We start from the raw sequence: 25,428 nt of genomic DNA on the forward strand, positions 1-25,428 counted from the left end.
CCTTCCGTCGCTCGCTTATGCCTTGACCGCTACGGTCTTGTTGCGCTTTTCGAGCACCGCTTCGGTGATCGAGTTCGGGATGCGGCGCGGTGTTTCCACCAAGCCGAGAACCGGCATCGCGACCAGGAAGAAAGCGAAGTAGAGGAGCGTGCAGATCTGCGAGATCGTGGTGAACAAGCCTTCCGCCGGCTGCGAACCGAGCCAGCCGAGGATGATCGCGTTGATCACGAACAGCCAGTAGAACAGCTTGTACCAGGGGCGGTAGACGGCGGAACGGACCTTTGAGGTATCGAGCCAGGGCAGGAAGAACAGCACGATGATCGCGCCGAACATCACGAGCACGCCGCCGAGCTTGGAGTCGATCGGGCCGACATTGAAGGTGATCGAACGCAGCATCGCGTAGAACGGCAGGAAGTACCATTCCGGGACGATGTGGGCCGGCGTCTTCAACGGGTCGGCCGGGATGTAGTTGTCGGCGTGGCCGAGGAAGTTCGGCAGGTAGAAGACGAAATAGGCATAGACCAGCAGGAAGATCGAGACGCCGAGAGCATCCTTCATCGTCGCATAGGGCGTGAAGCGCACCGTGTCCGTCTTCGTCTTGACCTCGACGCCCGTCGGGTTCGTCTGGCCGACGACGTGCAGCGCCCAGATGTGCAGGATGACGACACCGGCGATCATGAAGGGCAGCAGGTAGTGCAGCGAGAAGAAGCGGTTCAGCGTCGGGTTTTCGACTGCGAAACCCCCGAGCAGGAACTGCTGCACCCATTCGCCGACCAGCGGAAAGGCGGAGAAGAAACCGGTGATGACGGTGGCACCCCAGAAGGACATCTGGCCCCAGGGCAGAACGTAGCCCATGAAGCCGGTCGCCATCATCAAGAGGTAGATGACCACGCCGAGGATCCAGAGGATTTCGCGCGGCGCCTTGTAGGAGCCGTAATAGAGGCCGCGGGCGATGTGCAGGTAGACTGCAACGAAGAAGAAGGATGCGCCGTTGGCATGCATATAGCGCAGCAGCCAGCCGTGGTTGACGTCGCGCATGATCTTTTCGACGGAGTTGAAGGCGACCGACGATTCGGCGGCGTAATGCATGGCGAGCGTGACGCCCGTCAGGATCTGCACCACCAGCATGACGGCCAGCATGGCGCCAAAGGTATAGGCATAGTTCAGGTTACGCGGAACCGGATAGGCGATGAAGCTGTCATAGACCATGCGCGGCAGCGGAAGGCGCGCATCGACCCATTTCTCGAGGCCGGTTGATGGCTCGTAGCTGGAATGGCCACTCATTAATCAGTCTCCCCTCAACCGATCTTGATCTTGGTATCGGACAAAAATGAAAAGGTCGGAATCGCCAGGTTCTGCGGCGCCGGGCCTTTGCGGATGCGGCCGGCCGTGTCGTAGACCGAGCCATGGCAGGGACAGAACCAACCATTGTATTCGCCGGCCTGGCCGAGCGGCACGCAGCCAAGATGCGTGCAGGTGCCGATCATGACGATCCAGTTTTCCTTGCCCTTGCCGCCCGAACGGTCAACACCCGTTGCCTGAGCGTCGACAGGAAGGTTTGCATTGCGCGCGATCGGGTCCTTCAGATCAGCAAGCTGGACAGCGCTTGCCGCTTCCACTTCCTCAGGTGTGCGATTGCGGATGAAGATCGGCTTGCCGCGCCATTTGACCGTCAGCGACATGCCGGGCTCGAGGCTGGCAACGTCGACTTCGATGGAGGCGAGAGCGAGCGTCGAAGCGTCAGGACGCATCTGATCGATGAACGGCCAAGCGACCGCGACAGCGCCGACGGCGCCTGCCATACCAGTGGTGAGATAAAGGAAATCACGGCGAGTGGGTTCGCCCATGCCCTCGCTTGTCGTTTCGTGTTCGCTCACGGCTAACATCCTCTGCGCAATTTTCGCGGAATTCCGCCCTGCCCCCTCTACCGGCGAATCTCTCTGGACACAATTCGGCCATAGATTCCCCGGCAATCCGGCGCGTTCTATGCTTGATCGCAAATTATGTCCAGCCTTGGCAAGGGGATGAGGGCACAATGTCGCGGGAAATTTCGGATGAATTTTTTAAGGCAAACACGCGCTTGCCATTATGTTGCATTGCAACAAAAATGCCCCCGTGATAGGCGCAGTCGCAGCCATGCCAGCGAGCCGGACCGGAGCGGATGAGAGACACGATTTTTTGCGTATTCAGCGTCCTCACGACCCTCGTTCTCGCCATCATCTCCCTGCGATATGTCACCGATTTCTATCTGCTGTCCTTCTTTTACAGCTTCCAGGTCCATCTGGCGGTGGCCGGCGCGGTGGCCTCGGTCGCTGCCCTTCTCGTCAAGCGGCACTGGTATGCACTGCTGACTCTCGCGGTATCGGTGGTCCTTGCCGTCCACGGTGTCGTGATGATGCGCGAATTCGTCGAGCCGGCCGTGGAGGAGAGCCGCCCGGCCCTATTCAGGCTGATGTCCTTCAATATCGAGAACGACAATTTCGCAAACGGCCCTGACATCGCCGATATGGTCATTGCCTCAGGCGCCGACGTCGTCAGCATCCTGGAGGCCGAACCGCTGCTGTCGGAACTGCCGCGGTTGTTGAAGATCTATCCCTATTATATCGGCTGCGGTGTCGGCATGGAGCAATGCGACACGCTGGTGCTGTCGAAGCGTCCGCTGATTGAACCCCGCATCCGCAATCTCGGCCTGCTCTGGCGCAACCGGCTGACGATCTCGACGATCGATTTCGATGGCCAGAAGATCAATTTCCTCGCCGCGCATCTGACCAAACCTTATTACGACGAATTCCACGGCCTGGAAATCGAGGATCTCGCAGAGATCATTCCCTCCCTTTCGGGACCGCTCGTTCTTGCCGGCGATTTCAATACGTCGATTCTGGCGCCCGACGTGCAGTATCTCATGCGCAGCCAGGGCTTGGGCACGGTATCGCTGGAGCCCGCGACATGGCCGATCCGCGCCGGTGCTTTCGGCATTCCGATCGATCATATCTTTACCCGGGCGCCCCTGCGGCTGAAATCGGTTCGCCGCATCGAGAACGGCTTCGGATCAAACCATTTTGGCCTCATGGCGGAATTCGTTGTCGACCCTTGAGCCCGCATCCTCATCCGTAGCGAGGAAGCCGCCGGACTGGCGCGCCCAAAGTTCCGCATAGAGCCCACCGTGGCGAAGCAGTTCATCATGGCTGCCCTCCTCGATGATCCGGCCGAGATCGACGACGATCAGCCGGTCGAGCGCGGCGATCGTTGACAGCCGATGGGCGATCGCAAGCACCGTCTTGCCTTCCATGATCCGATGGAGATTGGACTGGATCGCTTCTTCCACTTCCGAATCGAGCGCCGACGTCGCTTCGTCGAGAACGAGGATCGGCGCGTCCTTCAGCATGACGCGGGCAATCGCGATACGTTGCCGCTGCCCGCCTGACAGTTTGACGCCGCGTTCGCCGACATGCGCATCGAAACCTCTGCGGCTCTGCTGATCCTGCAGGCGTTCGATGAAGTCAATGGCTTCGGCGCGCCTGGCCGCCTCGACCAGCTCCTTCTCGCCGGCATCTGGCCGTCCGAACAGGATATTGTCGCGCACCGAACGATGCAGCAGCGAGGTGTCCTGACTGACGACGCCGATCTGCATCCTGAGAGATTCCTGCGTCACGGCTGCAATATCCTGGCCGTCGATCAGAATGCGGCCGTCCTGGATGTCGTAGAGGCGCAGCAGCAGGTTCATCAGCGTCGATTTCCCCGCGCCCGAACGGCCGACGATCCCGACCTTTTCACCCGGGCGGATGGTCAGGGAGAAATTCTCGACGACCGGCTGATGACCCTTGCCGTAGCGGAAGGAAACATTGTCGAAGCGGATGCCGGGCTGCCGGATCACCAGGCTTTTGGCATCCGGCCGATCGACGAGCCCCAGAGGCTGGGAAATCAGCTCGGCGGCGTTCTGGATGGTGCCGAGATTGCGCATGATGCCGTTGAACTGCGTCATCAGCCGTCCGAGCAGGAAATTCAACCTGAGCACGAGTGCCAACGAGAATGCCACAGCACCGGAGCTGACCAGGCCGCGCAACCAGAGATCGACGCTCAACCCCGCCATCGTCACGATCATCAGGCCGGAGAGCAGCGCCATCGAGGCCCTGACGCCCGTGATGAACCGCGTAAAGCGCAGCACCGTATCCTGATAGATATCGAAACCCTGCCGCATATAGCGGTCGCTCTCCTCGTCGCGCGCAAACAGCTTCAGCGTCTGCATGTTGCTGTAGGAGTCGACCATTCGGCCGTTCAGCATCGATCCGGCTTCCGCCGTTTCGCGGGAATGATGGCGGATCCGCGGAACGAAGTGACGCGCAAGCAGGCTGAAGGCGCAAAGCCAGAACAGCACGACGGCGGCCAGGGAAAAGTCCAGCCGGGCGACGAGCACGAGCGTCGTTGCGGCATAGATGCCGACGAACCAGACGCTTTCCATCAGCGAGGTGACGAGATCGCCGGTTGCCTGCCCGGCCGACCAGACTTTGGTGACGATGCGCCCGGAGAAATCGCTCTGAAAGAACGACAATGACTGCCTCGAGACGTGAAGATAGGATTGCCAGCGTGCGAGATTATAGAAGCCCGGCGTGATCACCTGCTGGTCGACGAGAGCGATCAGGAAGGCGACGACGAAACGCACGAGCCCGATAAGGGCGAGCATGCCGAACAATTCGCCGCCATGGGCGGCGAGAAGACCGTTCCAACCGGCCCCAGGCGTGATGCTCCCGAGGATATCGACCAGCCGCCCGACGAACCAGAAGAGCGCCGCCTCGATTGCCGCCGACGTGCCGCCGAGAACGAGCATGGCGACGAACGGCATCCTCGCCTGGCCGATATAGAACCAGATGAATCCAAGCGTCGAGCGCGGCGGCTGGAGATTGGCGCGTGGGCGGAACGGATCGATCCAGGTTTCGAACCGGCGGAGGATAGGGTTCAGCAACATAGAAGCGATATAGGCGGATTAGCCGGGCCGGCAAAGGGAATGAAAAGCGGACAGAATGTTATATTTTGGTAATTATCGGTAACATCGGCGGCATACCCATTGAATGCCCCCGAACTGGTCACAATCTCACGTTACGATCGCGCTTTACCGGAGACCATTTCCATGGAAACGAAAATGCTCGATGTGCATGTTCCGCTTCCGCTTGCAGAAAGGCTGGATGCCCTGGCATTCGCCCTGGGGTTGCCGCGCGACGAGATCATCGCCGAGGCCATTACCACCTGGATCGATCAGGAGGAGCACCGCCGCCTCGTCGCACTGCGCACGATCGCGGCCGCCAACACCATGGTCGTCGTCGAGCATCACCGCGTGATCGACTGGGCCGACAGTCTTTGAACGGATAAGAGGCAAACGCAGTCAGGTCTTCAGCAACCATCCGGCAAGCTTATAGCCATCCTAAGAATTCAAGAGGTCCTCCCCGCTTTCGCAGGGAGGGTCTCATTTCATCTTATTCCGCCGCCACTTCCGATTCCTCGGCGTGATCGGAGAGGAAGCCGCCGGACTGGCGGTTCCAGAGGTCGGCATAGATGCCGCCGCCTTCGACCAACTCGCTATGCGAGCCCGCCTCGATGATCCGGCCCTTGTCGAGCACGATCAGCCGGTCCATCTCCGTCAGCGTCGAAAGCCGGTGGGCGATCGCGATCACCGTCTTGCCCTCCATCAGGGCGAAGAGGTTTTCCTGGATCGCCGCCTCGACTTCCGAATCGAGCGCCGAGGTTGCCTCGTCGAGCACCAGGATCGGCGCGTCCTTCAGGAAGACGCGGGCGATCGCGACACGCTGCCGCTGGCCGCCGGACAACTTGACGCCGCGTTCGCCGACCTGTGCGTCGAGCCCCGCGCGGCCCTGCATGTCGACGAGGCCTTCGATGAACTCCCAGGCATTGGCGCGTTTGGCTGCCTCGATGACCTCGTCGTCCGTTGCTTCGGGACGACCATAGGCGATGTTGTCGCGGATCGAGCGATGCAGCAGCGAGGTGTCCTGCGTCACCACGCCGATCAGCGAGCGCAGGCTTTCCTGCGAGACGCCGGCGATGTCCTGCCCGTCGATGGTGATGCGGCCGGCCTCCAGGTCGTAAAAGCGCAGCAGCAGGTTCATCAGCGTCGTCTTGCCGGCGCCGGAGCGGCCGACCAGGCCGACCTTCTCCCCCGCCTTGATGTCGAGCGACAGGTTGTCGATGACGCCCTTGCTCTTGCCGTAATGGAAGCGGATGCGGTCGTAGTGGATCGCGCCCTTCTTCGCCGTCAGGGTGGGTGCGCCCGGCTTGTCGACGATGTCATGCTGTTTGCTCATCATCTCCATGCCGTCATAGACCGTGCCGATATTCTCGAACAGCGCCGAGACTTCCCACATGATCCATTGCGACATGCCGTTAACGCGCATGGCAAGACCGATGGCGATGGCGATGGCGCCGACCGAGATCGCTCCGTTCAGCCAGAACCAGATCGACAGACCCGAGATGACGAACAGCGCAACGCAGTTGTTCACGTAGACGCAAATATGGAAAAGCGTCACCTTGCGCATCTGCTTGTGCACGGTCTGCAGGAACTCGTCCATGCCCTCCTTGGCATAGACCTCCTCGCGGCCCGCATGCGAAAACAGCTTGACGGTCGCGATATTCGTATAGCTGTCGACCACGCGCCCGGTCATCATCGAGCGCGCATCCGCCTGCGCCGCCGCGATCTTGCGAAGCCGCGGCACGAAATAGGCGACGATGCTGATATACACCCCGAGCCAGACGAGGATCGGGATCATCAGCCGCCAGTCGGCCGCTGCGATAACGATGATCATCGTCAGGAAGTAGGTGACGACATAGACGAAGACGTCGAGGATCTTCATCACCGTTTCGCGCACGGCAAGCGACGTCTGCATCACTTTGGTCGCGACACGCCCGGCAAACTCGTTGGCGAAGAACGACATGCTGTGGCGCAGCAGGAAGCGGTGCATCTGCCAGCGTGCGATCATCGGATAATTGCCGAGCATCATCTGATGCATGATCAGCGAATCGAGCCCGGCCGTCAGCGGCAGGCCGACCAACACCAGCGCCGCCATCCAGAAAAGCTTGTGGCCTTCCCTCTCCAGGAATGTGGCGCGGTCGGCATTGGTCAGCCAGTCGACGATGTCGCCGAGGAACTGGAAGAGCGCCACTTCGCCGATCGCGATCAGCGCGGTGAGCACGGCCATCAGGCCGAGCCAAGGCGCAGCCGGTTTGCTGTAGTGCCAGCAAAAGGCAAAAAGACCTTTCGGCGGGGCGACAGGGTCCTCGCTTGGAAAGGGATTGAGTCGCTGTTCGAACCAGCCAAACATGAAATTGCTCCGAAACGTCACCGTTCCGGCTCCCGGCTTCGCGCCATCCCAGCGCTATGCAAGCACATATGGGAACCGAACGTTCAAGGGGCGAGGCTGAGACAGCCGCACAATGGATCAAAAAAGGAAATTCAGGGAAGAAATCCGCACTATCGGCGGAAAATCGCACCGCTTGGCATCACGGCCGGGAGGCGCACATACAGCAAAATATTCATTCTGGCGCTCCTTGCTGGCGATTAAAGATATGCACCGATAACGCGAAAACGAGGAATTTTCCAGCCCTGTTCTGCCGAAAAATTCATCTTTTCGGGTCCAAACGCGCCCTGTTGCGTCGAAATCACAGTTGCATTAGGCCTTTGGCGGCGAGAGCGGGAAGATGGCGCATCATGACTTCACTCAGACTGGCACTCTATCAGCCGGATATTCCCGGCAATACCGGCACGATCCTGCGTCTTGCCGCCTGCCTTGGCTTTGCGGTCGATCTGATCGAGCCCGCCGGCTTCGACATCTCCGACCGCAACCTGAAACGGGCCGGCATGGATTATATCGCCGCCGCCGCCCTCACCCGCCATGTCAGCTGGGACCATTTCGAGGCATGGCGTCTGACCACCGGCCGCCGCCTGATCCTCGCCTCGACCAAAGCTGCGGAGCGCTACACCGATCTTGCCTTTCGCCCGGACGATATCCTGCTCTTCGGTCGCGAAAGCGCCGGCGTGCCGGATCAGGTGCATGAGAGGTCCGACGCCCGCATCCTGATCCCGATGATCGAAGGCCAGCGGTCGATCAATGTCGCCGTGTCGGCGGCCATGATCGTCGGCGAGGCGATGCGCCAAACCGTCTGGGCCTGACGGACACCGGCGCTGGCCGAGCAAAGCCCGCGGAGTTGCCGATCCGCTCCAGAATATGTCGCAAAATAGCGTTGTCTATCTGTCAAACCGGCGTATATTTATTAGCCGGGCAATCAAAAATTCAGTATTGGCCTCCATGATTCCAACAAGTTGGAATGGTCATGCGAGGAAAACCGCATTTCTCCAGATCTGTGAAAGAAGAATAAAAACAACAAAATGGACTCTACAATCATCATGATCAACCTGTTCGGCGCCGTGGCTCTGCTGCTGTTCGGCCTCGCGCAGGTGAAGGATGGCGTATCCAGAGCTTTTGGCGCCCGCCTGAGAACGGGGCTGGCGACCGGCACACGCGGCAGTCTTCGTTCGTTCCTGTCAGGTCTCGTTGCAACCGTCGCGCTGCAGAGCTCCACGGCAACGGCGCTGATGACCGCCTCCTTCGTCGAGCGTGATCTGATCAAGCCGCGCATGGCGCAGATCGTTCTGCTCGGCGCCAATGTCGGCACCGCGATCACCGCCTGGATCGTCGCCACCGGCATCGAATGGCTCTCTCCTCTTCTCATTCTTGTTGGCATTGTGCTTTACCGCGGCCGTTCAAGCACCAGCCAGGGCGGCGGCACAGCGCTGATCGGCATCGGGCTGATGCTGCTGTCGCTACACCTCCTTGGTCTTGCGACGGAGCCGATGCGCGCCTCCCCTGCTCTCGCCGCCTTCATCGGCCTGCTGGACGGCGCCCTGCCCGTGGCAATGATCGTCTCGGCAGCGCTTGCCTTCGCATCCTCGTCGAGCCTTGCGGTGGTGGTGCTCATCCTGTCGCTCGCCTCGGCCGGCGTCGTCTCCGCCGAACTCGTCATCGTGCTCGTGCTCGGCGCCAATCTCGGCGGCGCAATACCGCCTGTCGTCGCGACATTGTCCGGTCCGGTTTCGGCGCGGCGCGTCACCCTCGGCAATCTCGCCGTCCGCACGCTCGGCTGCCTTATCGCCTTGCCGCTGGCGGGTTATGGCGCGGAACTCATCCGGATGCTGCCCTTCGGTCCCGCCAAGCTGCCGGTCGATGCGCATCTTGCCTTCAACCTTCTGCTGGCGGCGCTGGCCTGGCCATTCTCCCGGCCGCTCGCCACCCTGATGGCCCGGCTGGTGCCTGATCAGGCCGAACCTGACAGCGCCCCGAAATATCTGGATGCGCAGGAGCTTTCGACGCCGGTCGTGGCCCTCGCCAGCGCTACCCGCGAAGTGCTCGGCGTCGGCGACTTGATCGAGCGCATGCTGATCCGGGTCTCCGAGGCCTTCGAGCGTAACGACGCATCGAAGCTTGCCGAGATCCCAGCCCTCGAAGAGCGCGTCGACCGGCTGCAGCAGGCGGTGAAGGTCTATCTCTCGAAGCTTGGCCGCGAGGGTCTCAGCGACGAGAACGCCCGCCGCTCCATCGTCGTCATCGACTATGCGATCAACCTCGAACATATGGGCGACATCATCGAGAAGGGCTTGCTGGAGCAGGTGGCGAAGAAGATCTCCCTTGGCCTGAAATTTTCCGAGGACGGTCATCAGGAACTGCGCAAGCTGTTCGATTTGACGATCGACAATCTGCGCGTCGCCCAGACGATCTTCGTGACCCGCGACTTCAATCTCGCCCGTCAAATGATGGAGGTAAAGGTCGAGGTGCGCCGGATGGAAAAACAGTCTGCCGAGCGCCATCTCGAACGTCTGCGCGACGGCCGCGCCGACAGCCTGCAGACGAGTTCGCTGCATCTCGACATGCTGCGCGACCTGAAGCGCCTCAACGCCCACATCGTCTCTGTGGCGCATCCGATCATGGACGAAAGCGGCCTCTTGATCGAAAGCCGCGTGCGCGCTGACGCGAAGTGACGGTCAGTCAGCCGAAGGCAGGCGGCGCATGGTGAATTCGATCTGGTCGCCGTCGAGCTGACGCCAGCTCTCCACCTCGGTCCAGTAGGCGGCTTTCGGATATTCGTCGAACCATTCGCGCGCCTTGGCCCGTGCGTCCATGAGGCCGAGGCAATATGTCTCACGCACGAAATGGTCTTTCTTGCTCGGGCGATTTTCCGCCCGATGTCTCGCTATCCTGCGCTTCAGGCCGTCGAAGGACGGAGGCCCTGGAACTTTTCTCATCAAACCTACCTCCTCGGAAAAGGTAGTATCGAAATTCTTGATTTGCGAGTCGAATCTTGGAAGCGCTCGGCGGTGATTGCCTCGGCTTGGCGAGATGCAGCACCAGCTGGTAATCATGGCGTGCAATCAAGAATGAGCGAGTCGCCTCCGAAGGAGATGTCGACCGTCGGAGGCGTAAATGGAAAGACCGGAACTGCCGATCGGCTTGCCTGACGATATCGAAGAGAAGAAGGCTGCCGCCCGCAATTGGTTCGAGGGATTGCGCGATACGATCTGCTCCTCCTTCGAGGCCCTCGAGGATGAGTTGGCAGGGCCGCTTTCCGACCAGGAGCCTGGCCACTTCGTCGCCAAGGATTGGTCACGCGAAAACGGCGCCGGCGGCGGTGGCCGGATGTCGATGATGGAAGGCCGCGTCTTCGAAAAAGTCGGCGTCCATACCTCCACCGTCTACGGCGAATTCGCTCCGGATTTCCGCGCCCAGATGCCCGGCGCCAAGGACGATCCGCGTTTCTGGGCCTCGGGCATCTCGCTGATCGCCCATCCCGTGAACCCAAACGTACCGACCGTGCACATGAACACTCGCATGGTCGTCACCACCAGCCGCTGGTTCGGTGGCGGCGCCGACCTGACGCCGGTGCTGTCGCGCCGCCGCACGCAGGAGGACGAAGACAGCCAGCTCTTCCATAAGGCCATGGAGATCGCCTGCCGCAATCATGCCGTCGCCGATTACGATGCTTACAAGGCCTGGTGCGACGAATATTTCTTCCTGAAACACCGCAACGAGGCCCGTGGCATCGGCGGCATCTTTTACGACTGGCTGCATTCAAGCGAGGAAGCCGGCGGCTGGGACGCCGATTTCGCCTTCACGCGTGATGTTGGCCGGGCCTTCGCCATGGTCTATCCAAAAATCGTCCGCTCCAACTTCAATAAATTGTGGACAGAGGCCGATCGCGACGAACAATTGATCCGCCGGGGCCGCTACGTCGAATTCAATCTGCTGTATGATCGTGGCACGATCTTCGGCCTGAAGACCGGCGGCAACGTTGAATCCATTCTCTCTTCGTTGCCCCCCGTCGTCCGTTGGCCATGAAACTGTGATATCTCGTCGATAAATTCGAGGTGATAGACCTTCACGAAAACTCAGTGCGTCCTAACTTTATATGTATGTGCGTAACAATCGGAGGAGGATTGTCATGACGATACAAAGTGGCTCGCCAGCGTCTACGGATGTCCAGGAAACATCCCGCACGATCGACACATCCGAGTTTCTGACGCGCATTGCCGAGAAACTGCGGACCAAGAGCGGCTCGGATCTGCCGTTGTCCTGCTTCATCGAGCAGGTCAAGCTGCAACTGGCCGGCGGAAAGTCGCCGGAACAGCTGCAGAACGAAGCAGCGGCCGCCAACAGCAACATGCCCGAGCACCTTTCGGATACCTACAAAGCCTGGGCGATGCCCGACTGATAGTGCTTTCGCCGGCTGGCATGTCGATGCCGGCCGGAACCTTCTCTCCTCCCGCACATTCATCAATCGCGTGAAAGCGCGATTGTCGTTGTGTTCAGCATAGAGGAAAAGACCATGCGACTTTTCGAATGTGGCACACTCGTTCCCGGCTGCGCCTGGCATACCAGGGCGGATAATGACGCCGAGGTCGTCCGCCGGGCCGTCGAGCACCTGAAAGATGCTCACGGCGAAACCACGATCCGCGAGAACATGGTGGATAATATCAAGGCTCGCATCCGCGACGAGGCGAACGCAGCCTGATTATTGCACGCGTTCCTGCAGCCGGGCGAGCAGTGCCGCCCGGTCGGAAACGAAGTTTTCCTCCACCCACTGGTTTTCCAGGCCGGCGAGCAGCTCGCCGACGCGCGGGCCGGACGCGATTCCTGCCGAAATCACGTCGCCGCCGTTCAGCGGAAACGGTGGTTTCTTCCAGTGCATTGCCCTGTCCAGCAGCTTGTTAAGCCGCGCCGACCGCGCCATTTCGTCGAAATCGCTTTCAGCCTTGCCGCGCGCAACCGCAAGCGCCAGCTTCAGCCGTGTCGTAATGCCGTCGGCGCCGTTGCGGTAAAGCAGCCGTTCGAAGGCGGCCGACGACATGTCGTCATTAACAGGCGCTGCCATTGCCCAGGCCTTGAGATAGGCCGCTTCCGCATTCGAGAGCTTGAGGCGGACTGCGAGCGCCTCCATGCGCGCCGCATCGGGCGGCACGATCGCCGCAAGGCGCAGCAACGGATCGGGCGTCCAGCCGAGCGCCTTTTCAGTGGTGATCAGCGAAGGGATCGCATCGATCCCCCATCGTTCCGATTCCGGCAGGATTTCCGTCAGCACTGCCACCTGCCGCATCCAGAGCAGCGCGCGGCCAGGATCGTCGGCGCCAAGCAGCTTTCGCAGTTCAGACCAGACGCGTTCTGCCGAAAGCGTCGTCAGTTTCGAACGCGCGAGGGAACACGCCTTCAGCCCCTCAGGATCCGGCCGCCCGGAACCGTAATAGGCAAAGAAGCGGAAGAAGCGCAGGATACGCAAATGATCCTCGGCAATACGCCTTGCGGCATCGCCGATGAAGCGGATGTTGCGCGTCTCAATGTCGGCAAGTCCGCCAACGAGATCCACCACCTCGCCCTTTGCATCGGCATAAAGCGCGTTGATCGTCAGATCCCGCCGTTCGGCATCTGCCTTCCAGTCGGTGCTGAAGGCGACCTTGGCATGGCGTCCGTCGGTCTCGACGTCGGTGCGAAGCGTCGTCACCTCGAAGGGCTTGCCGTCGATGACGAGCGTCACCGTGCCGTGCTCCAGGCCGGTTGGGACTGCCTTGATGCCGGCCGCCGCCGCCCGCTCCATCACCGCCTCCGGTCTGAGTGTCGTGGCTATGTCGACATCATTGACCGGCAGGCCCATCAGGCTGTTGCGCACCGCACCGCCAACCACACGCCCTTCCCCGCCATCGGCGCTGAGAAGTGCTAAGATCCGGCCGAGCGCCGGGTCGCGGAACCATGCTTGGTCGGCAAGGCCGGTCATGCGTAAAGCCTTTCGTAAAGCGTGCGGACGATGCCGGCGGTGATGCCCCAGATCATTCTGGTTTCATAGGGCATGCGGTAGAAATGCCGGTCGATGCCGTCGATGACACGCCTGTCGCGGGTGTGATTGGCGGGATCCATCAGGAAGGAAAGCGGCACATCGAACACGTCGTCCACCTCGGCCGGGTTCAACGTCAGCGCAAAGCCAGGCGTGACGACGCCGAGCACCGGCGTGATGCGGAAGCCCGTCGAGGCAAGGTAATTCGGCAGCCGCCCGACCGTTTCGACGAAGGAACCAGCCAGGCCGATCTCCTCCTCCGTCTCGCGGATCGCCGCCATTTCGGGCGAGATATCGCCGGGATCGATCGAGCCGCCGGGAAAGGCGATCTGCCCGGAATGTTTGCGCAGCGTCGCCGTGCGCTTGGTGAAGATCACATGCGCCTCCTCGCCGTCGTCGACGACGGGCACGAGCACGGCGGCGTCGCGCAGCTTGAAGGTCTCGACCTCGGCCACGATATCGGGATTGAGTATGTGGTCCCCGTGATCGCGCCAGGCATGGTCGACCGGCCCGCCATTCTGGTTGAGCGCGCGGCGGCGGAATTCGGCTGCGGAAAACAGCGGGTAGCGGTGGGTGATCGCATCATTCATCGGCAAAGCGCATCCAGTTCGTCGGCCGGCATGACCGGGAAGACCTCGCCGGCGGAGCGGATCGCAAACATCGCCCGCCCCTCCACCTCGAAAGTCTCGCCGAGCGCGACCAGTTCATACATCACTGCACGCGACACCAGCGCCTCCAGCCGCCCGCGCACATGCAGATAGGGTTTCAATTCGGCATTCTCGCCCGCAATGGCAAAGCGCAGCCGATGCTCTCCTCCCGCCTCCACGACATCGCCGACATTGGTGCGAAAGGTCAGCACCTGTTGGCCTTGCCCCTCCGTCACGCTCATCTCCACGGCGATGAAAGGCGCGTCGACGACCCTTATACCGACCTTTTCCACAGGAGTTACGAGATAGGTCTTCTGGTCGTCGTCTTTTCTTAAAACCGTCGAGAACAGCCGCACCAGCGCCGGTCGACCGATCGGCGTGCCCATGTAGAACCAGGTGCCGTCCGCCCGGATTTCCATGTCGATATCGCCGCAGAAAGGCGGATTCCACCGCTCGACCGGCGGTAATCCTCGTTTTTTACCGGCATTTTCCTGAGACGCACGCGAAATCAGTGCGGCAAGTCCCGCCGCATCCGCATGTCCGCTGATTTCCTCGGCTGCCATTCTTCCGTCCCGGTTTGTCCTTAACGAAGTAAAGTCACGAGATAGTCATTCGCAACGAACTTGTCAGCCCGTCACATCTCCATAACTCTATCGGGTATGAGGCACATGTATAAGTCCGCCGATTCGCTGCCGAATGATTTCAGCCGTTGGAGATACGCATGGGTATGATGAAGACCGAAGCCAGCCTCGATGAAAAGGCGATCGTCGCCGCCGCCGAAAGGGCGCTCTCCGATATCGCCGCCATCCGCGGGGAAGTCTCGAAAGTGATCTTCGGTCAGGAAAGCGTCGTCGAGAACACCATTCTCGCTGTGCTGTCAGGTGGTCATGCCTTGCTCGTTGGCGTTCCCGGTCTTGCCAAGACCAGACTGGTGACCACGCTCGGCGAGGTGCTCGGCCTCGCCGCCAACCGCATCCAGTTCACGCCGGATCTGATGCCCTCGGATATTCTCGGCTCCGAGGTGATGGACCAGGACGACAGTGGACGCCGCTCCTTCCGTTTCGTCAAGGGCCCAGTCTTCGCCCAACTCCTGATGGCCGACGAGATCAACCGCGCCTCGCCGCGTACCCAGTCGGCCCTTCTGCAATCCATGCAGGAATATCACATCACGATCGCCGGCCAGCGCTATGACCTGCCGGCGCCCTTCCATGTGCTCGCCACCCAGAACCCGCTCGAGCAGGAAGGCACCTATCCTCTGCCCGAAGCTCAGCTCGACCGCTTCCTGCTGCAGGTCGACGTCAACTATCCCGAACTCGCCGCCGAGCGCCAGATCCTGCTCGAGACGACGGGCCTGGGCGAAACCCGGCCGGAAGCCATCATCGATGCGCAGCGGCTGCTCGAGATCCAGACCCTGGTACGCCAGATGCCGGTGAGCGACACGGTCGTTGATGCCATCCTGGCGCTGGTGCGTTCCGCCCGTCCAGGACAGGGCAATGCCTCGACCGACAAGAACGTCGCCTGGGGTCCAGGTCCTCGCGCCGGCCAGGCGATGATGCTCTGCGCCCGTGCCCGCGCGCTCTACGAAGGCCGTCTCGCACCGTCTCTTGACGATATCTTCGCGCTCGCCGAACCCATTCTCCAGCACCGCATGGCGCTGACTTTCGCCGCCCGCGCCGAAGGCATGTCGGTGCGCGATGTCATCGCCGGACTGGTCAAGCAGGCAAAGGGATAAGGAAGCCGGACGCGTGGCATCTATCGGACAGATCGTCAATCCGACACCCGGCAGCGATGCCCTTTCCCGCGCCAGGCAGCGGGCCGCTTTAGTGCCGGACTGCCTGGTGGAAGCCAAGCGCATCGCCAACACCGTGATCGCCGGCTGGCATGGTCGCCGCAAGCGCGGCATCGGCGAGAATTTCTGGCAGTTCCGTCCCTATTCCGAGGGCGAGAGCCTGTCACGCATCGACTGGCGCCGCTCCGCCCGCGACGACCATACTTACGTGCGTGAGCGCGAATGGGAGGCGGCGCACACGATCTGGCTCTGGTGCGACATGTCGCCCTCGATGATGTACAAGTCGAGCTATGGCAGCGTCTCCAAGGAAAGCCGCGCACTGGTCATCATGCTGGCGCTTGCCGAAATCCTCGCCCGTTCCGGCGAGCGCATCGGTTGCCCCGGCATCATGGAACCCGCCTCCGCCCGCAATGCCGCCGAACGCCTCGCAGCCGCGCTCATGCACACGCCGCTGACCGGCGGTCTGCCGGAAACGGCGATGATCCGCGGCTGGAGCGACCTCGTCCTTATCGGCGATTTCCTCGACGATGCGCCGGCAATCATGGAACGGCTCGGCCCGCTTGCCCGCCGCGGCCTGCGCGGCCATGTCGTCGAGATATCAGATCCCGCTGAAGAGATATTCCCCTATAGCGGCCGCACCGAATTCACCGATCCGGAGAGCGGCGCCAAGCTCGTTTCCGGCCGCGCCGAACACATCCGCGAGGCCTATCGCAACGCCTACCTCGCCCGCAGGGACAGCCTCGGCCAGTCGCTGCGCCATCTCGGCTGGACCTTCGCGACCCACCGCACCGATCATCTTGCTTCGGAGGCGCTGGTCGCGGTGCACATGTATCTGTCCGGCATGCCGGCCAAGGCAACGCATGGAGGGCAGCTGTGAACGCCCTTCCCTTCGCTTTCGCCTATCCCGCCATTCTCGGCGCGCTCGTTGCCTTGCCTGTCATCTGGTGGCTGTTGCGGCTGACGCCGCCACGTCCGAAGATCGAGGTCTTCCCGCCGCTGAAGATCCTCGCCTCGGTGCTGAAGCGCGAGGAGACGCCGGCGCAAAGCCCGTGGTGGCTGACGCTGCTGCGCATGCTGCTCGCCGCCACCATCATCCTTGCGATCGCCGATCCGGTTTTCAATCCGCGCACCAGTTCGCTCGCATCAGGTGGCCCGCTCGTGCTCTTCGTCGACAACAGCTGGGCGGCGGCACCCGACTGGGAGCGCCGCATCCAGACCGCCGACGCGTTGATAGACGACGCCGAATCCGCCGGCACACCTGTGTCTATCGCCTTCACCGCCGATCCGACCAACGACGCCGTACCCGGCACCGCCGCGGCCGCCCGCGACAAGCTGCGCGCCGCCGAGCCGCGACCGCTGGTACCGGACCGTGAGCGCGCCTTCCAGGCACTGCGCGCCGCCCTGAACGGCATAAAGCCCGGCACCCTCGCCTTCCTGACCGACGGCGCCGCCGCCAAGACCGACGACGCCACGGTGCGCAGGCTCGCTGAGCTCCAGCCCGCCGATCTCCGCCTGATTGAGGGCGATGCCGCAAGGACGGTCGCGATCACCGCAGCCAACAATGCGGCTGATGCCATGACCGTCAAGGTCACGCGGCTCAACACCTCGCAGGCAGCATCCGTGGCGCTGAACGCCGTCGATACCCAGGGTCGCTCGATCGCCAATGGCAGGGTGGATTTCCGCCCCGGCCAGAGCGTCGCGACAAGTTCGATCACAGCACCCTTCGAGATGCGCAATGATTTCGCGCGCGTCAGTGTCGACAACAGCGCCACGGCCGGCGCCGTCCACCTTCTCGACGACGCATTCAAGCGCCGCCGCGTTGTCCTGCTGTCAGGTGAAGGAGGGGATGAGTTCCAGCCGCTGCTCTCGCCGCTCTATTATATCCAGCGGGCACTGCAGCCCTATGCGGATCTGATCCAACCCGCCGATTCGGATCTCTCGGTCGCGATACCAAAACTTCTCGCCAACAATCCCTCCATCATCATCATGGCCGATATCGGCCGGCTGCCGGAGGAGACCTATGAGCCTCTGACGCGCTGGATATCGAATGGCGGCATGCTCCTGCGTTTTGCCGGCCCGCGCATGGCGGCTGCACCGGCGGACGATCCGCTGATCCCTGTCATCCTGCGCCAGGGAGAACGGGCGCTGGGCGGCACATTGTCCTGGAGCGAGCCGCAGTCGCTTGCCGAATTTCCGAGTTTCGGGCCTTTCGCCGGCATAGCGCGTCCGGCCGACGTCGTCGTCAAGCGGCAGGTGCTTGCCGAACCGACACCCGATCTTGCCGAACGCACCTGGGCGAGCCTGGCCGACGGCACACCGCTCGTCACGATGAAGCAGATCGCATCCGGCCAGATCGTCCTGTTTCACGTCACCGCGGAAGCAACCTGGTCCGATCTGCCGATCTCAGGCACTTTCGTCGACATGCTGCGTCACCTCCTGCAGATATCGCGCTCGGGCGGCGTGACATCGGAGGCGCGCGGCAATGCGCGTGTCTCCGAAACCCTGCCGCCATTCCGTATGCTGACGGCCAAGGGCACGCTGGTCTCCGAGACCGGTTCGGCGCGGCCGCTCATTCCACAGGCCGGAGCCGAACCGACGGCGAATTTCGACAACCCGCCTGGGCTCTACGGGTCCGAGGATGGTTTCACCTCTCTGAACGTGCTGCCTGAGAACGCCGAACTGACGCCGCTCGACACGGCAGGGACCAATGCCGTGCGCGAAGGCCTGATCGGCGGCGAAAGCTGGTCGGCAAAACCCGCACTCTTTCTCGCAGCCTTTCTGTTGCTGCTGGCCGATAGCCTGATCGTCCTCTTCATGAATGGCGCATTCTCGCGATTGCGCCCGGCCGTCCGCACCGCTGCGATGATCGCGATCGCCGTCGGCGCCGGCTTTCTCATGCAACCCGGCATACTTCACGCCGACGACTCCAAGCCCGGCGACGACCTCATCTTGCAGAGGCTTGATAACACGCACCTCGCCTATGTCGTCACCGGCGAACAGGACGTGGACAATATTTCCGAGCGCGGTCTCGAGGGTCTCACCCAGTTCCTGACTTTCCGCACGACGCTGGAGCCGGCACCGCCCGTGGGCATCGACCTCACCAAAGACGAGCTCTCCTTTTATCCGATCATCTACTGGCCGGTTTCGGCAACGGCGCCGATGCCATCGTCGGCGGCGATCAGCCGTATCGACGCCTATATGCGCAATGGCGGCACCGTGCTTTTCGATACACGCGATCAGATCAGCGCATTGGACAATGGCGGTAATGTCAGCGCTAACGGTGAGAGGCTGCAGGCAATCCTCGCCAATCTCGACATTCCGCCGCTCGAGCCAGTACCGTCCGACCATGTGCTGACGAAATCCTTCTATCTCCTGTCGAGCTTTCCCGGTCGTTATACCGGCAGCCCCCTCTGGATCGAGTCCCGGCAGGGTGGTCAGGGGCCGAGCGAAAAATCGGCGGCGACGGCCGACGGCGTCTCGCCGATCCTGATCACCGGCAATGATTTCGCCGGCGCCTGGGCAATCGACGACAACGGCGTACCGATACTGCCGACCGTGCCGTCGGATGAAACGCAGCGCGAATATGCCTACCGTTCCGGCGTCAACATCATGATGTATATGCTGACCGGCAACTACAAGACCGACCAGGTCCATGTTCCCGACCTCCTCGAACGGTTAGGACAATGAGATGACGTTCGACTTTTCGCCCTTCCTGCCCTGGTCGATTCTGGCTGCACTTGCGGTCGTCAGCGCTGTTATCGCCGCCTTCGCGATCTGGCGTGGCATTCGCGGCGCCTGGATCAGAACGCTGGCAGCACTCGCCATGCTGACCGCCCTTGCCAATCCTGTGCTCCTGCAGGAAGACCGGGATCAGTTGTCGACGATCGTCCCGGTTCTTGTCGATCGAAGCCAGAGCCAGCAGACGCCCGATCGCGTCAAGATGACCGACGATGCGCTTGCGGCCTTGAAGGGACAACTCGCCCGCTTCCCCCAGATAGAGCCCCGCTTCGTCGATGTCGAAGGCGACGTCAATTCCGACGTGCCGTCCACGCGCCTGTTCGACGCGCTGTCGGCCAACATCGCCGATGTCCCGCCCGCCCGTATCGGCGGCGCCATCATGCTGACCGACGGTGAAGTCCATGATGTTCCGGCCGCCAATCAGGCGCTCGGTTTCGACGCGCCGATCCATGGCCTCGTAACCGGCAAGCCCAACGAATTCGATCGCCGCATCGAAGTCATCAAGGGGCCGCGCTTCGGCATCGTCAACGAAGAGCAGCAGGTGATCTTGCGCGTCTTCGACGACGGCCCGAGCCCCGGCGGTACGGCCGATGTCACGGTGAAGCTGAATGGTGACGAGATCGCCACCCTGCAGGCGACACCCGGGCAGGATACGCCCTTCTCCTTCAAGGTTCCGGGTGGCGGCAGCAATGTGCTCGAATTCTCGGTCGCAGCACTTCCTGGCGAAGTGACCACCGCCAACAACCGTGCCGTCCACGTCATCGACGGCATCCGCCAGAATCTCCGCGTCCTGCTTGTCTCCGGCGAACCGCATGCCGGCGAGCGCGCCTGGCGCAACCTGCTGAAATCCGATGCGTCGGTCGATCTCGTCCACTTCACCATCCTGCGTCCGCCGGAAAAGCAGGACGGCACACCGATCAACGAGCTGTCGCTGATCGCTTTCCCGACGCGTGAGCTCTTCGTCGACAAAATCAAGGATTTCGACTTGATCATCTTCGATCGCTACCAGCACCGCGGCGTGCTGCCGCTGCTCTATTACGATTACATCGCGCAATATGTCGACAACGGCGGCGCGCTGCTGATCGCCGCCGGTCCCGAGCACGCCGGCCCCGATTCCATTGCACTGACGCCACTTTCCTCGGTCCTGCCCGCAACGCCCACCGGAGAGATGATCGAGAAGGCCTTCTATCCCCGCCTGTCCGAGGAAGGCCGCAAACATCCCGTCACGCGCGGCCTTGATGGTTCGGGCGAGGACCCGCCGCATTGGGGCCGCTGGTTCCGCAGCGTCGATGTCGACCGGCCGCAGGGCGAGACGATCATGCTCGGCGCCGACAACCACCCGCTGCTGGTGCTGAACCGCGCCGGCCAGGGCCGCGTCGCCATGCTGCTTTCCGATCAGGGTTGGCTCTGGGCGCGCGGCTTCGAAGGCGGCGGTCCGAACGTTTCGCTCTATCGCCGTATCGCCCATTGGCTGATGAAGGAGCCGGCGCTCGAGGAAGAAGCGCTGACCGCGCGCGCCTCCGGCCGGACCCTTGAGGTCACGCGCCAGACGATCGGCGACAATCCCGGCAACGCCACCGTGCGTTATCCCTCCGGCAAGACCGAAACCCTGCCGCTCACCCAGTCCGAACCGGGCCTCTACAAGGCCGAGAAGAGGATGGACGAGATCGGCCTCTTCGAAATCCGCAACGGCAAGCTGTCGACGCTTGTCCATATCGGCGCCGTCGACGCGCCGGAATTCAAGGCGATGATCTCGACGACCGATGTGCTGCAGCCGGTCGCCGACAGAAGCAAGGGTCTCGTCGCCCGCGTCTCCAATGCGAATGGCGCGATCTCGGTACCGCCGATCCTGCCGGTGCGCGGCCAGGTGCGCGTCTCCGACAACGATCGTATGATGATCCGCATGACCAGCGAGACGGTCTTGAAGGGCATCAACACGCTGCCGCTCTTTGCCGGGTTCGCCGGCGTCGGCATCCTGCTGCTCGCCTTCGGCGCCATGTGGTGGCGCGAAGGACGGTAATCTCATGCCGGAATTCGAGCTCACCGCTTCACCCTCGCCGGAGGAACTCGCGGCGATCACCGATGCGCTCTCGGCCTTCAACAACAACGATGTCGGCCCCTCGGATCGCCGGCCGCTTGCGGTCCTCATCCGCGATACCGACGGCAAGGTGACCGGCGGTCTTTCCGGCTTTACCGCCTGGGGCTGGCTCTTCACCCAGATGCTCTATATTCCCGATACACTGCGCGGCACCGGTATATCAGGCAATATCCTCGCAAAGGCGGAAGAAGAGGCCAGAGCGCGGGGATGCCGCGGCGCCTGGATCGACACGTTCAGCCCTCAGGCTCTGCACGTCTATCTGCGTCAGGGTTATGAGATTTTCGGAGAACTCAAGGATTTCCCGGAAGGCCGCACGCGCAGCTTCCTCCGGAAAAGCCTCTAGCGCATCGTGCTTTCCGAAAATCGGAATCGATTATCGGAAAGCACGATGCGAGGATTGAAAGAGTTGGAGCGTCCTTTGTGCGTCCGAAAGGACGCACGGCGCTCTAAATCATTCGCGCCAGGCGATCGTGCCTTTCAGCCGCTCGTGCACGCCCTCGGCGATCGGAACGACGAGCACACGACGGGGATCGACCGGGCCTGGAAAAGAAAGCGCGTTGTAGGCGACCTTCTCGAAGCCGAGCGGTCCGTAATAGGGCGGGTCGCCGACGAGGATGACAGCTTCCGATCCCTTGCGTCTTGCCGCCTCCACTGCGATCCGCACCAGTTCCCGGCCGATGCCCTTGTTCTTGTGAGAGGGACGGACGGCGAGCGGGCCGAGCAGATGGCCCTTCACTGTACCGGCCAATACCGGCGTCATGCGCACGGAGGCAATCGTCTCGCCGTTATCGGTGCAGATGAAGGAAAGCGACAGGTCATGCGGTCCCTGCTCACGGATGCGCGCGGCAGCGCGCGTGAAGCGGCCTGGACCGAAGGCTTCTTCGTTGATGTGTTCGATGGCGGCGTCATGGGACGCGTCTTCAGTGAGGTAGACGAGATCGTGCTTGTACATGATGACAGAAACCGGATGGACAGATTGATGGGTCTCGAACACGCCTTGGGCGTTCGGGAGCATCAGCGTCGTCGCGGGTTTCTGGAAATGAACATCAGGCAGGGGTCCGAAAATCGTGAAAAGGCCGATAGCAGGAAAAATTTCCGCCGTCCAACGCAAAATGCGCGACGTGACGCACTGTTCAATCTTTGCCGCCTGTAAAGCCCTGCCATCTGAGATATCTTCCCTTCCAACACGCAATCAAGGGAATGAAGATCATGGGAATGCTGGTGGACGGCGTCTGGCATGACGTCTGGTACGACACGAAGGAGAGCAAGGGCCATTTCAAGCGGCAGCCCTCGCAATTCCGCAATTGGGTGACATCAGACGGTGAGGCCGGCCCCTCCGGCAGCGGTGGCTTCAAGGCAGAGGCCGGACGTTACCATCTTTATGTCTCGCTCGCCTGCCCCTGGGCGCACCGCACCCTGATCTTCCGCAAGCTGAAGAAGCTCGAAGAGCTGATCTCGGTTTCGGTCGTCGATCCGCTAATGGTCGAGAACGGCTGGGAGTTTAAGCTCAGCGACGGCGCCACCGGCGATCAGCTCTTCGGCGCCGCCGCCCTCTGGCAGATCTATGTCAGGGCCGATCCGCACTATTCCGGCCGAGTCACCGTTCCCGTGCTCTGGGACAAGAAGACCGGCACGATCGTCAACAACGAATCCGCCGAGATCATCCGCATGTTCAACAGCGCCTTCGACGGACTGACCGACTCGACGGCTGATTTCTATCCCGAGGACCTTCGCCCCGACATCGATGCGCTGAACACCACCGTCTACGACACCGTCAACAACGGCGTCTACAAGGCTGGCTTTGCCACCACCCAGGAAGCCTATGAGGAAAACGTCGGCAAGCTGTTCGAAACGCTCGACATGCTCGACGAACGCCTCGGCAAGCGCCGCTACCTCTTCGGCAACAGGTTGACCGAGGCCGATTGGCGCCTGTTCACCACGCTGGTGCGCTTCGACGGCGTCTATGTCGGCCATTTCAAGTGCAACATCCGCCGCATCGCAGATTACCGCAACCTGGCCGGCTATCTGCGGGACCTGTACCAGACAGCGGGCGTTGCCGAGACGGTGAACCTGAAGCACATCAAGCAGCACTATTACCGCAGCCACAAAACGATCAACCCGACCGGCATCGTCCCCGTCGGTCCGGCGCTCGATCTCGACAGTCCGCACGGCCGTGCTACAGCGCCGCGCGTCTTTTTAGACGCGCAAAGGACGCTGTAGCACTTTGAATTGCTGCATAATTTTATCCCTAAATCGATTCCGATTTAAGAAATTATGCAGTCGCTTGCCGCCGCCTGAGGTTCACCAGCGGTGGGCGAGCTCCTGCTCGCCGCGAAGCTCTGCGAGACGACGGTGCGTCGCCTTGGTCGTACCCTCGGGCAGGCTGTCGAGCGAAAAGAAGCCGCAGTCGGAGATCTCCCAGTCCGGCGGCCGCGGCGCCGTCTGCTCGACGGTCGCCCGGTAGAAGACGACATGGTCGCGCCTGGTGGTCGTGGTATTGAAATAGACCTGGATCAATTGCGGCTTGCCGATGATCCTAAGGTTGCCCTCCTCGCGCAATTCCTTGGCAAGCGCCTCCTCGACCGTCTCGTTGCGCTCGAGCCCGCCGCCCGGCATATGCCAGCCGCCGATATAGCTATGGCGCACGAGAAAGATGCGTCCGTCTGCATCGAAACAGGCGGCCCGCACGCCCACAGTCATGCTGCGGACGAAACTGAAATAGACATGCAGCAGGCGCAACGCCAGCCTCATGTAGAGGGGCCGGTTTTCTTTATCCACTATCGCTCCGTTTCAGCTCTTCATCGCGCCCGATGTGTTTGATTTGTCAATAAGCTGGTCTATGTCTCGTAACATGTTCAAGCTCGCGCATATCTCCGACGTCCACCTCGGGCCGTTGCCCAGTCTTTCCATTCAGGAGCTGTTTTCTAAACGCATAACAGGCTTTGTGAACTGGCATCGAAATCGACGCAAGCACCTTTTCGGCAGCACGTTGGATCTGCTGCTCGACGACATCCGCGCCCATCAAGCCGATCACGTGGCCGTCACCGGCGACCTCGTCAATCTGGCGAGCGGCATTGAGATTCGCGCCGCCGCCGCATGGCTGCGCGCGCTCGGCGATCCCGCGAACACGTCAGTCGTTCCCGGCAATCATGACGCCTATGTGCCAGGCGCCTATGAGAAGTCGATGCGCGCCTGGTACGATTATGTCCGCGGCGATCTGGGCCCGCCGCAATGGCAGGACGACCGCCATATCTTCCCCTATCTGCGCGTCCGCGGCAAAGTCGCGATTGTCGGCTGTTCGACAGCGGTCGCCACCCCTCCCTTCGCCGCCTCTGGCTTTTTCGGCGCGCGACAGGCCCGCGATACTGTCAACATACTGCGTGCGGCTGGCGAAGCCGGTCTCTTCCGCGTCGTCATGATCCATCACCCGCCGATCCGCGGCGCCACGGCCTTCTACAAACGGATGATCGGCATCCGCCGCTTCGCTGCCGTGATTTCGACGGGCGGCGCCGAACTCGTGCTGCACGGCCATACGCACCTGAACACGCTGCATTGGCTGCGCGGCCAGGTGCAGCCAGTGCCGGTCGTCGGCATCGCGTCAGCCTCGCAGGGACCGGGCAGCATCAAGCCGCCCGCCGCCTACAATCTCTTCTCCATCGACGGCTCTCCCGGCGCCTGGGAGCTCAGCGGCGAGCGCTTCAGCCTCAACAGGGCCGGCGACGCAGTGATGCCGGAAAGTGCCAATATTTTCGCGCCTTAGCGTCACTTCCGGACCCCTTTTA

General features: G+C 61.8%; 24 protein-coding genes. 14 read left to right on the forward strand and 10 right to left on the reverse strand.

Annotated elements, in window-relative coordinates; genetic code table 11:
• Positions 1-15: 15 nt before the first annotated feature.
• Complete coding sequence (locus tag ELH03_RS15205) at positions 16-1,284, reverse strand: cytochrome b (protein ID WP_128402821.1); 1,269 nt, start codon at positions 1,282-1,284, stop codon at positions 16-18.
• Between the two features lie 14 nt (positions 1,285-1,298).
• Positions 1,299-1,877, reverse strand: coding sequence for a ubiquinol-cytochrome c reductase iron-sulfur subunit (petA, locus tag ELH03_RS15210; RefSeq protein WP_128402822.1), 579 nt, complete (start codon positions 1,875-1,877; stop codon positions 1,299-1,301).
• Between the two features lie 284 nt (positions 1,878-2,161).
• On the opposite strand from petA, the gene ELH03_RS15215 reads away from it, so the two are divergent.
• A complete protein-coding gene (locus tag ELH03_RS15215) occupies positions 2,162-3,094 on the forward strand; it encodes an endonuclease/exonuclease/phosphatase family protein (RefSeq protein WP_130659172.1) in 933 nt (310 codons plus the stop codon).
• Here the strand turns inward: ELH03_RS15215 and ELH03_RS15220 are convergent.
• Entirely contained in the window at positions 3,050-4,963 is a 1,914-nt protein-coding gene (locus ELH03_RS15220) for an ABC transporter ATP-binding protein (protein WP_130766473.1), read from the reverse strand. The genes ELH03_RS15215 and ELH03_RS15220 overlap by 45 nt on opposite strands.
• A gap of 162 nt (positions 4,964-5,125) precedes the next feature.
• On the opposite strand from ELH03_RS15220, the gene ELH03_RS15225 reads away from it, so the two are divergent.
• Entirely contained in the window at positions 5,126-5,356 is a 231-nt protein-coding gene (locus ELH03_RS15225) for a CopG family ribbon-helix-helix protein (protein ID WP_003561346.1), read from the forward strand.
• A 112-nt stretch (positions 5,357-5,468) separates the two neighbouring features.
• On the opposite strand, the gene ELH03_RS15230 is transcribed toward ELH03_RS15225, so the two are convergent.
• Entirely contained in the window at positions 5,469-7,325 is a 1,857-nt protein-coding gene (locus ELH03_RS15230; protein WP_128402825.1) for an ABC transporter ATP-binding protein, read from the reverse strand.
• A gap of 386 nt (positions 7,326-7,711) precedes the next feature.
• On the opposite strand from ELH03_RS15230, the gene ELH03_RS15235 reads away from it, so the two are divergent.
• The gene (locus ELH03_RS15235) at positions 7,712-8,173 is read left to right on the forward strand and encodes a tRNA (cytidine(34)-2'-O)-methyltransferase (RefSeq protein ID WP_130766474.1); all 462 of its coding nucleotides are present in this window, start codon (positions 7,712-7,714) and stop codon (positions 8,171-8,173) included.
• Positions 8,174-8,389: 216 nt separating this feature from the next.
• Positions 8,390-10,036 (forward strand): Na/Pi cotransporter family protein, encoded by a 1,647-nt coding sequence (locus ELH03_RS15240; protein ID WP_130766475.1) that lies wholly within the window; start codon positions 8,390-8,392, stop codon positions 10,034-10,036.
• A gap of 3 nt (positions 10,037-10,039) precedes the next feature.
• Here the strand turns inward: ELH03_RS15240 and ELH03_RS15245 are convergent, their stop codons facing one another.
• A complete protein-coding gene (locus ELH03_RS15245) occupies positions 10,040-10,300 on the reverse strand; it encodes a hypothetical protein (RefSeq protein WP_027683569.1) in 261 nt (86 codons plus the stop codon).
• Between the two features lie 178 nt (positions 10,301-10,478).
• Between ELH03_RS15245 and hemF the strand changes: the two genes are divergently transcribed.
• The 3 genes from hemF (at position 10,479) to ELH03_RS15260 (ending at position 12,063) form a co-directional block, all read left to right on the forward strand.
• Complete coding sequence (hemF, locus tag ELH03_RS15250) at positions 10,479-11,390, forward strand: oxygen-dependent coproporphyrinogen oxidase (RefSeq protein ID WP_130766476.1); 912 nt, start codon at positions 10,479-10,481, stop codon at positions 11,388-11,390.
• 103 nt (positions 11,391-11,493) lie between these two features.
• The gene (locus ELH03_RS15255; protein ID WP_003561356.1) at positions 11,494-11,763 is read left to right on the forward strand and encodes a hypothetical protein; all 270 of its coding nucleotides are present in this window, start codon (positions 11,494-11,496) and stop codon (positions 11,761-11,763) included.
• Positions 11,764-11,877: 114 nt separating this feature from the next.
• Complete coding sequence (locus ELH03_RS15260; RefSeq protein WP_027683567.1) at positions 11,878-12,063, forward strand: DUF1059 domain-containing protein; 186 nt, start codon at positions 11,878-11,880, stop codon at positions 12,061-12,063.
• Here ELH03_RS15260 and ELH03_RS15265 read toward each other — a convergent pair whose 3' ends face one another.
• From ELH03_RS15265 to ELH03_RS15275, 3 genes are read right to left on the reverse strand one after another with little or no spacing between them, the layout of a single operon-like run.
• The gene (locus ELH03_RS15265; protein WP_128411345.1) at positions 12,064-13,317 is read right to left on the reverse strand and encodes a CCA tRNA nucleotidyltransferase; all 1,254 of its coding nucleotides are present in this window, start codon (positions 13,315-13,317) and stop codon (positions 12,064-12,066) included. It abuts the gene before it with no gap.
• Positions 13,314-13,964 carry a CoA pyrophosphatase gene (locus ELH03_RS15270; RefSeq protein WP_128402831.1) on the reverse strand — a complete coding sequence of 217 codons (651 nt, stop codon included), beginning with the start codon at positions 13,962-13,964 and terminating at the stop codon, positions 13,314-13,316. Before ELH03_RS15270 ends, ELH03_RS15265 begins: the two co-directional genes overlap by 4 nt.
• Complete coding sequence (locus tag ELH03_RS15275; RefSeq protein ID WP_128402832.1) at positions 13,961-14,584, reverse strand: DUF1285 domain-containing protein; 624 nt, start codon at positions 14,582-14,584, stop codon at positions 13,961-13,963. The genes ELH03_RS15270 and ELH03_RS15275 overlap by 4 nt, the downstream gene beginning before the upstream one ends.
• Before the next feature lie 158 nt (positions 14,585-14,742).
• Between ELH03_RS15275 and ELH03_RS15280 the strand changes: the two genes are divergently transcribed.
• Genes ELH03_RS15280 through ELH03_RS15300 form a run of 5 tightly spaced genes read left to right on the forward strand, consistent with a single transcriptional unit; the run spans position 14,743 to position 21,989 of the window.
• On the forward strand, positions 14,743-15,753 hold the full coding sequence (locus tag ELH03_RS15280) for an AAA family ATPase (protein WP_128411347.1): 1,011 nt from the start codon (positions 14,743-14,745) through the stop codon (positions 15,751-15,753).
• Between the two features lie 13 nt (positions 15,754-15,766).
• A complete protein-coding gene (locus tag ELH03_RS15285) occupies positions 15,767-16,687 on the forward strand; it encodes a DUF58 domain-containing protein (protein ID WP_027683563.1) in 921 nt (306 codons plus the stop codon).
• Positions 16,684-19,497 carry a DUF4159 domain-containing protein gene (locus ELH03_RS15290; RefSeq protein ID WP_130659174.1) on the forward strand — a complete coding sequence of 938 codons (2,814 nt, stop codon included), beginning with the start codon at positions 16,684-16,686 and terminating at the stop codon, positions 19,495-19,497. The genes ELH03_RS15285 and ELH03_RS15290 overlap by 4 nt, the downstream gene beginning before the upstream one ends.
• A gap of 1 nt (position 19,498) precedes the next feature.
• Positions 19,499-21,568, forward strand: coding sequence for a hypothetical protein (locus ELH03_RS15295; RefSeq protein WP_128411349.1), 2,070 nt, complete (start codon positions 19,499-19,501; stop codon positions 21,566-21,568).
• A 4-nt stretch (positions 21,569-21,572) separates the two neighbouring features.
• The gene (locus ELH03_RS15300; protein WP_130766477.1) at positions 21,573-21,989 is read left to right on the forward strand and encodes a GNAT family N-acetyltransferase; all 417 of its coding nucleotides are present in this window, start codon (positions 21,573-21,575) and stop codon (positions 21,987-21,989) included.
• Between the two features lie 108 nt (positions 21,990-22,097).
• Here ELH03_RS15300 and ELH03_RS15305 read toward each other — a convergent pair whose 3' ends face one another.
• Complete coding sequence (locus ELH03_RS15305) at positions 22,098-22,661, reverse strand: GNAT family N-acetyltransferase (protein WP_080763986.1); 564 nt, start codon at positions 22,659-22,661, stop codon at positions 22,098-22,100.
• Positions 22,662-22,855: 194 nt separating this feature from the next.
• Here ELH03_RS15305 and ELH03_RS15310 point away from each other — a divergent pair, with 194 nt between their 5' ends.
• Positions 22,856-23,866, forward strand: coding sequence for a glutathione S-transferase family protein (locus ELH03_RS15310; protein WP_128402837.1), 1,011 nt, complete (start codon positions 22,856-22,858; stop codon positions 23,864-23,866).
• 81 nt (positions 23,867-23,947) lie between these two features.
• On the opposite strand, the gene ELH03_RS15315 is transcribed toward ELH03_RS15310, so the two are convergent.
• Positions 23,948-24,424 (reverse strand): NUDIX domain-containing protein, encoded by a 477-nt coding sequence (locus ELH03_RS15315; protein ID WP_128402838.1) that lies wholly within the window; start codon positions 24,422-24,424, stop codon positions 23,948-23,950.
• 73 nt (positions 24,425-24,497) lie between these two features.
• Between ELH03_RS15315 and ELH03_RS15320 the strand changes: the two genes are divergently transcribed.
• Complete coding sequence (locus tag ELH03_RS15320) at positions 24,498-25,406, forward strand: metallophosphoesterase family protein (RefSeq protein ID WP_128402844.1); 909 nt, start codon at positions 24,498-24,500, stop codon at positions 25,404-25,406.
• Positions 25,407-25,428 lie beyond the last annotated feature (22 nt).

Origin of the sequence: Rhizobium beringeri, from assembly GCF_004306515.1 — a bacterium.
GTDB classification, from domain to species: Bacteria; Pseudomonadota; Alphaproteobacteria; order Rhizobiales; family Rhizobiaceae; genus Rhizobium; species Rhizobium beringeri.

Bases quoted from the DNA above. Each gene is read 5' to 3' on its own strand.
- ELH03_RS15260 (WP_027683567.1), top strand. From the start codon at position 11,878: ATGCGACTTTTCGAATGTGGCACACTCGTTCCCGGCTGCGCCTGGCAT.
- ELH03_RS15215 (WP_130659172.1), top strand. From the start codon at position 2,162: ATGAGAGACACGATTTTTTGCGTATTCAGCGTCCTCACGACCCTCGTT.
- ELH03_RS15205 (WP_128402821.1), bottom strand. From the start codon at position 1,284: ATGAGTGGCCATTCCAGCTACGAGCCATCAACCGGCCTCGAGAAATGG.
- ELH03_RS15235 (WP_130766474.1), top strand. From the start codon at position 7,712: ATGACTTCACTCAGACTGGCACTCTATCAGCCGGATATTCCCGGCAAT.
- ELH03_RS15245 (WP_027683569.1), bottom strand. From the start codon at position 10,300: ATGAGAAAAGTTCCAGGGCCTCCGTCCTTCGACGGCCTGAAGCGCAGG.
- hemF (WP_130766476.1), top strand. From the start codon at position 10,479: ATGGAAAGACCGGAACTGCCGATCGGCTTGCCTGACGATATCGAAGAG.
- ELH03_RS15295 (WP_128411349.1), top strand. From the start codon at position 19,499: ATGACGTTCGACTTTTCGCCCTTCCTGCCCTGGTCGATTCTGGCTGCA.
- ELH03_RS15220 (WP_130766473.1), bottom strand. From the start codon at position 4,963: ATGTTGCTGAACCCTATCCTCCGCCGGTTCGAAACCTGGATCGATCCG.
- ELH03_RS15225 (WP_003561346.1), top strand. From the start codon at position 5,126: ATGGAAACGAAAATGCTCGATGTGCATGTTCCGCTTCCGCTTGCAGAA.
- ELH03_RS15270 (WP_128402831.1), bottom strand. From the start codon at position 13,964: ATGAATGATGCGATCACCCACCGCTACCCGCTGTTTTCCGCAGCCGAA.
- ELH03_RS15300 (WP_130766477.1), top strand. From the start codon at position 21,573: ATGCCGGAATTCGAGCTCACCGCTTCACCCTCGCCGGAGGAACTCGCG.
- ELH03_RS15255 (WP_003561356.1), top strand. From the start codon at position 11,494: ATGACGATACAAAGTGGCTCGCCAGCGTCTACGGATGTCCAGGAAACA.
- ELH03_RS15240 (WP_130766475.1), top strand. From the start codon at position 8,390: ATGGACTCTACAATCATCATGATCAACCTGTTCGGCGCCGTGGCTCTG.
- ELH03_RS15275 (WP_128402832.1), bottom strand. From the start codon at position 14,584: ATGGCAGCCGAGGAAATCAGCGGACATGCGGATGCGGCGGGACTTGCC.
- ELH03_RS15310 (WP_128402837.1), top strand. From the start codon at position 22,856: ATGGGAATGCTGGTGGACGGCGTCTGGCATGACGTCTGGTACGACACG.
- ELH03_RS15320 (WP_128402844.1), top strand. From the start codon at position 24,498: ATGTTCAAGCTCGCGCATATCTCCGACGTCCACCTCGGGCCGTTGCCC.
- ELH03_RS15305 (WP_080763986.1), bottom strand. From the start codon at position 22,661: ATGCTCCCGAACGCCCAAGGCGTGTTCGAGACCCATCAATCTGTCCAT.
- ELH03_RS15265 (WP_128411345.1), bottom strand. From the start codon at position 13,317: ATGACCGGCCTTGCCGACCAAGCATGGTTCCGCGACCCGGCGCTCGGC.
- ELH03_RS15230 (WP_128402825.1), bottom strand. From the start codon at position 7,325: ATGTTTGGCTGGTTCGAACAGCGACTCAATCCCTTTCCAAGCGAGGAC.
- ELH03_RS15280 (WP_128411347.1), top strand. From the start codon at position 14,743: ATGGGTATGATGAAGACCGAAGCCAGCCTCGATGAAAAGGCGATCGTC.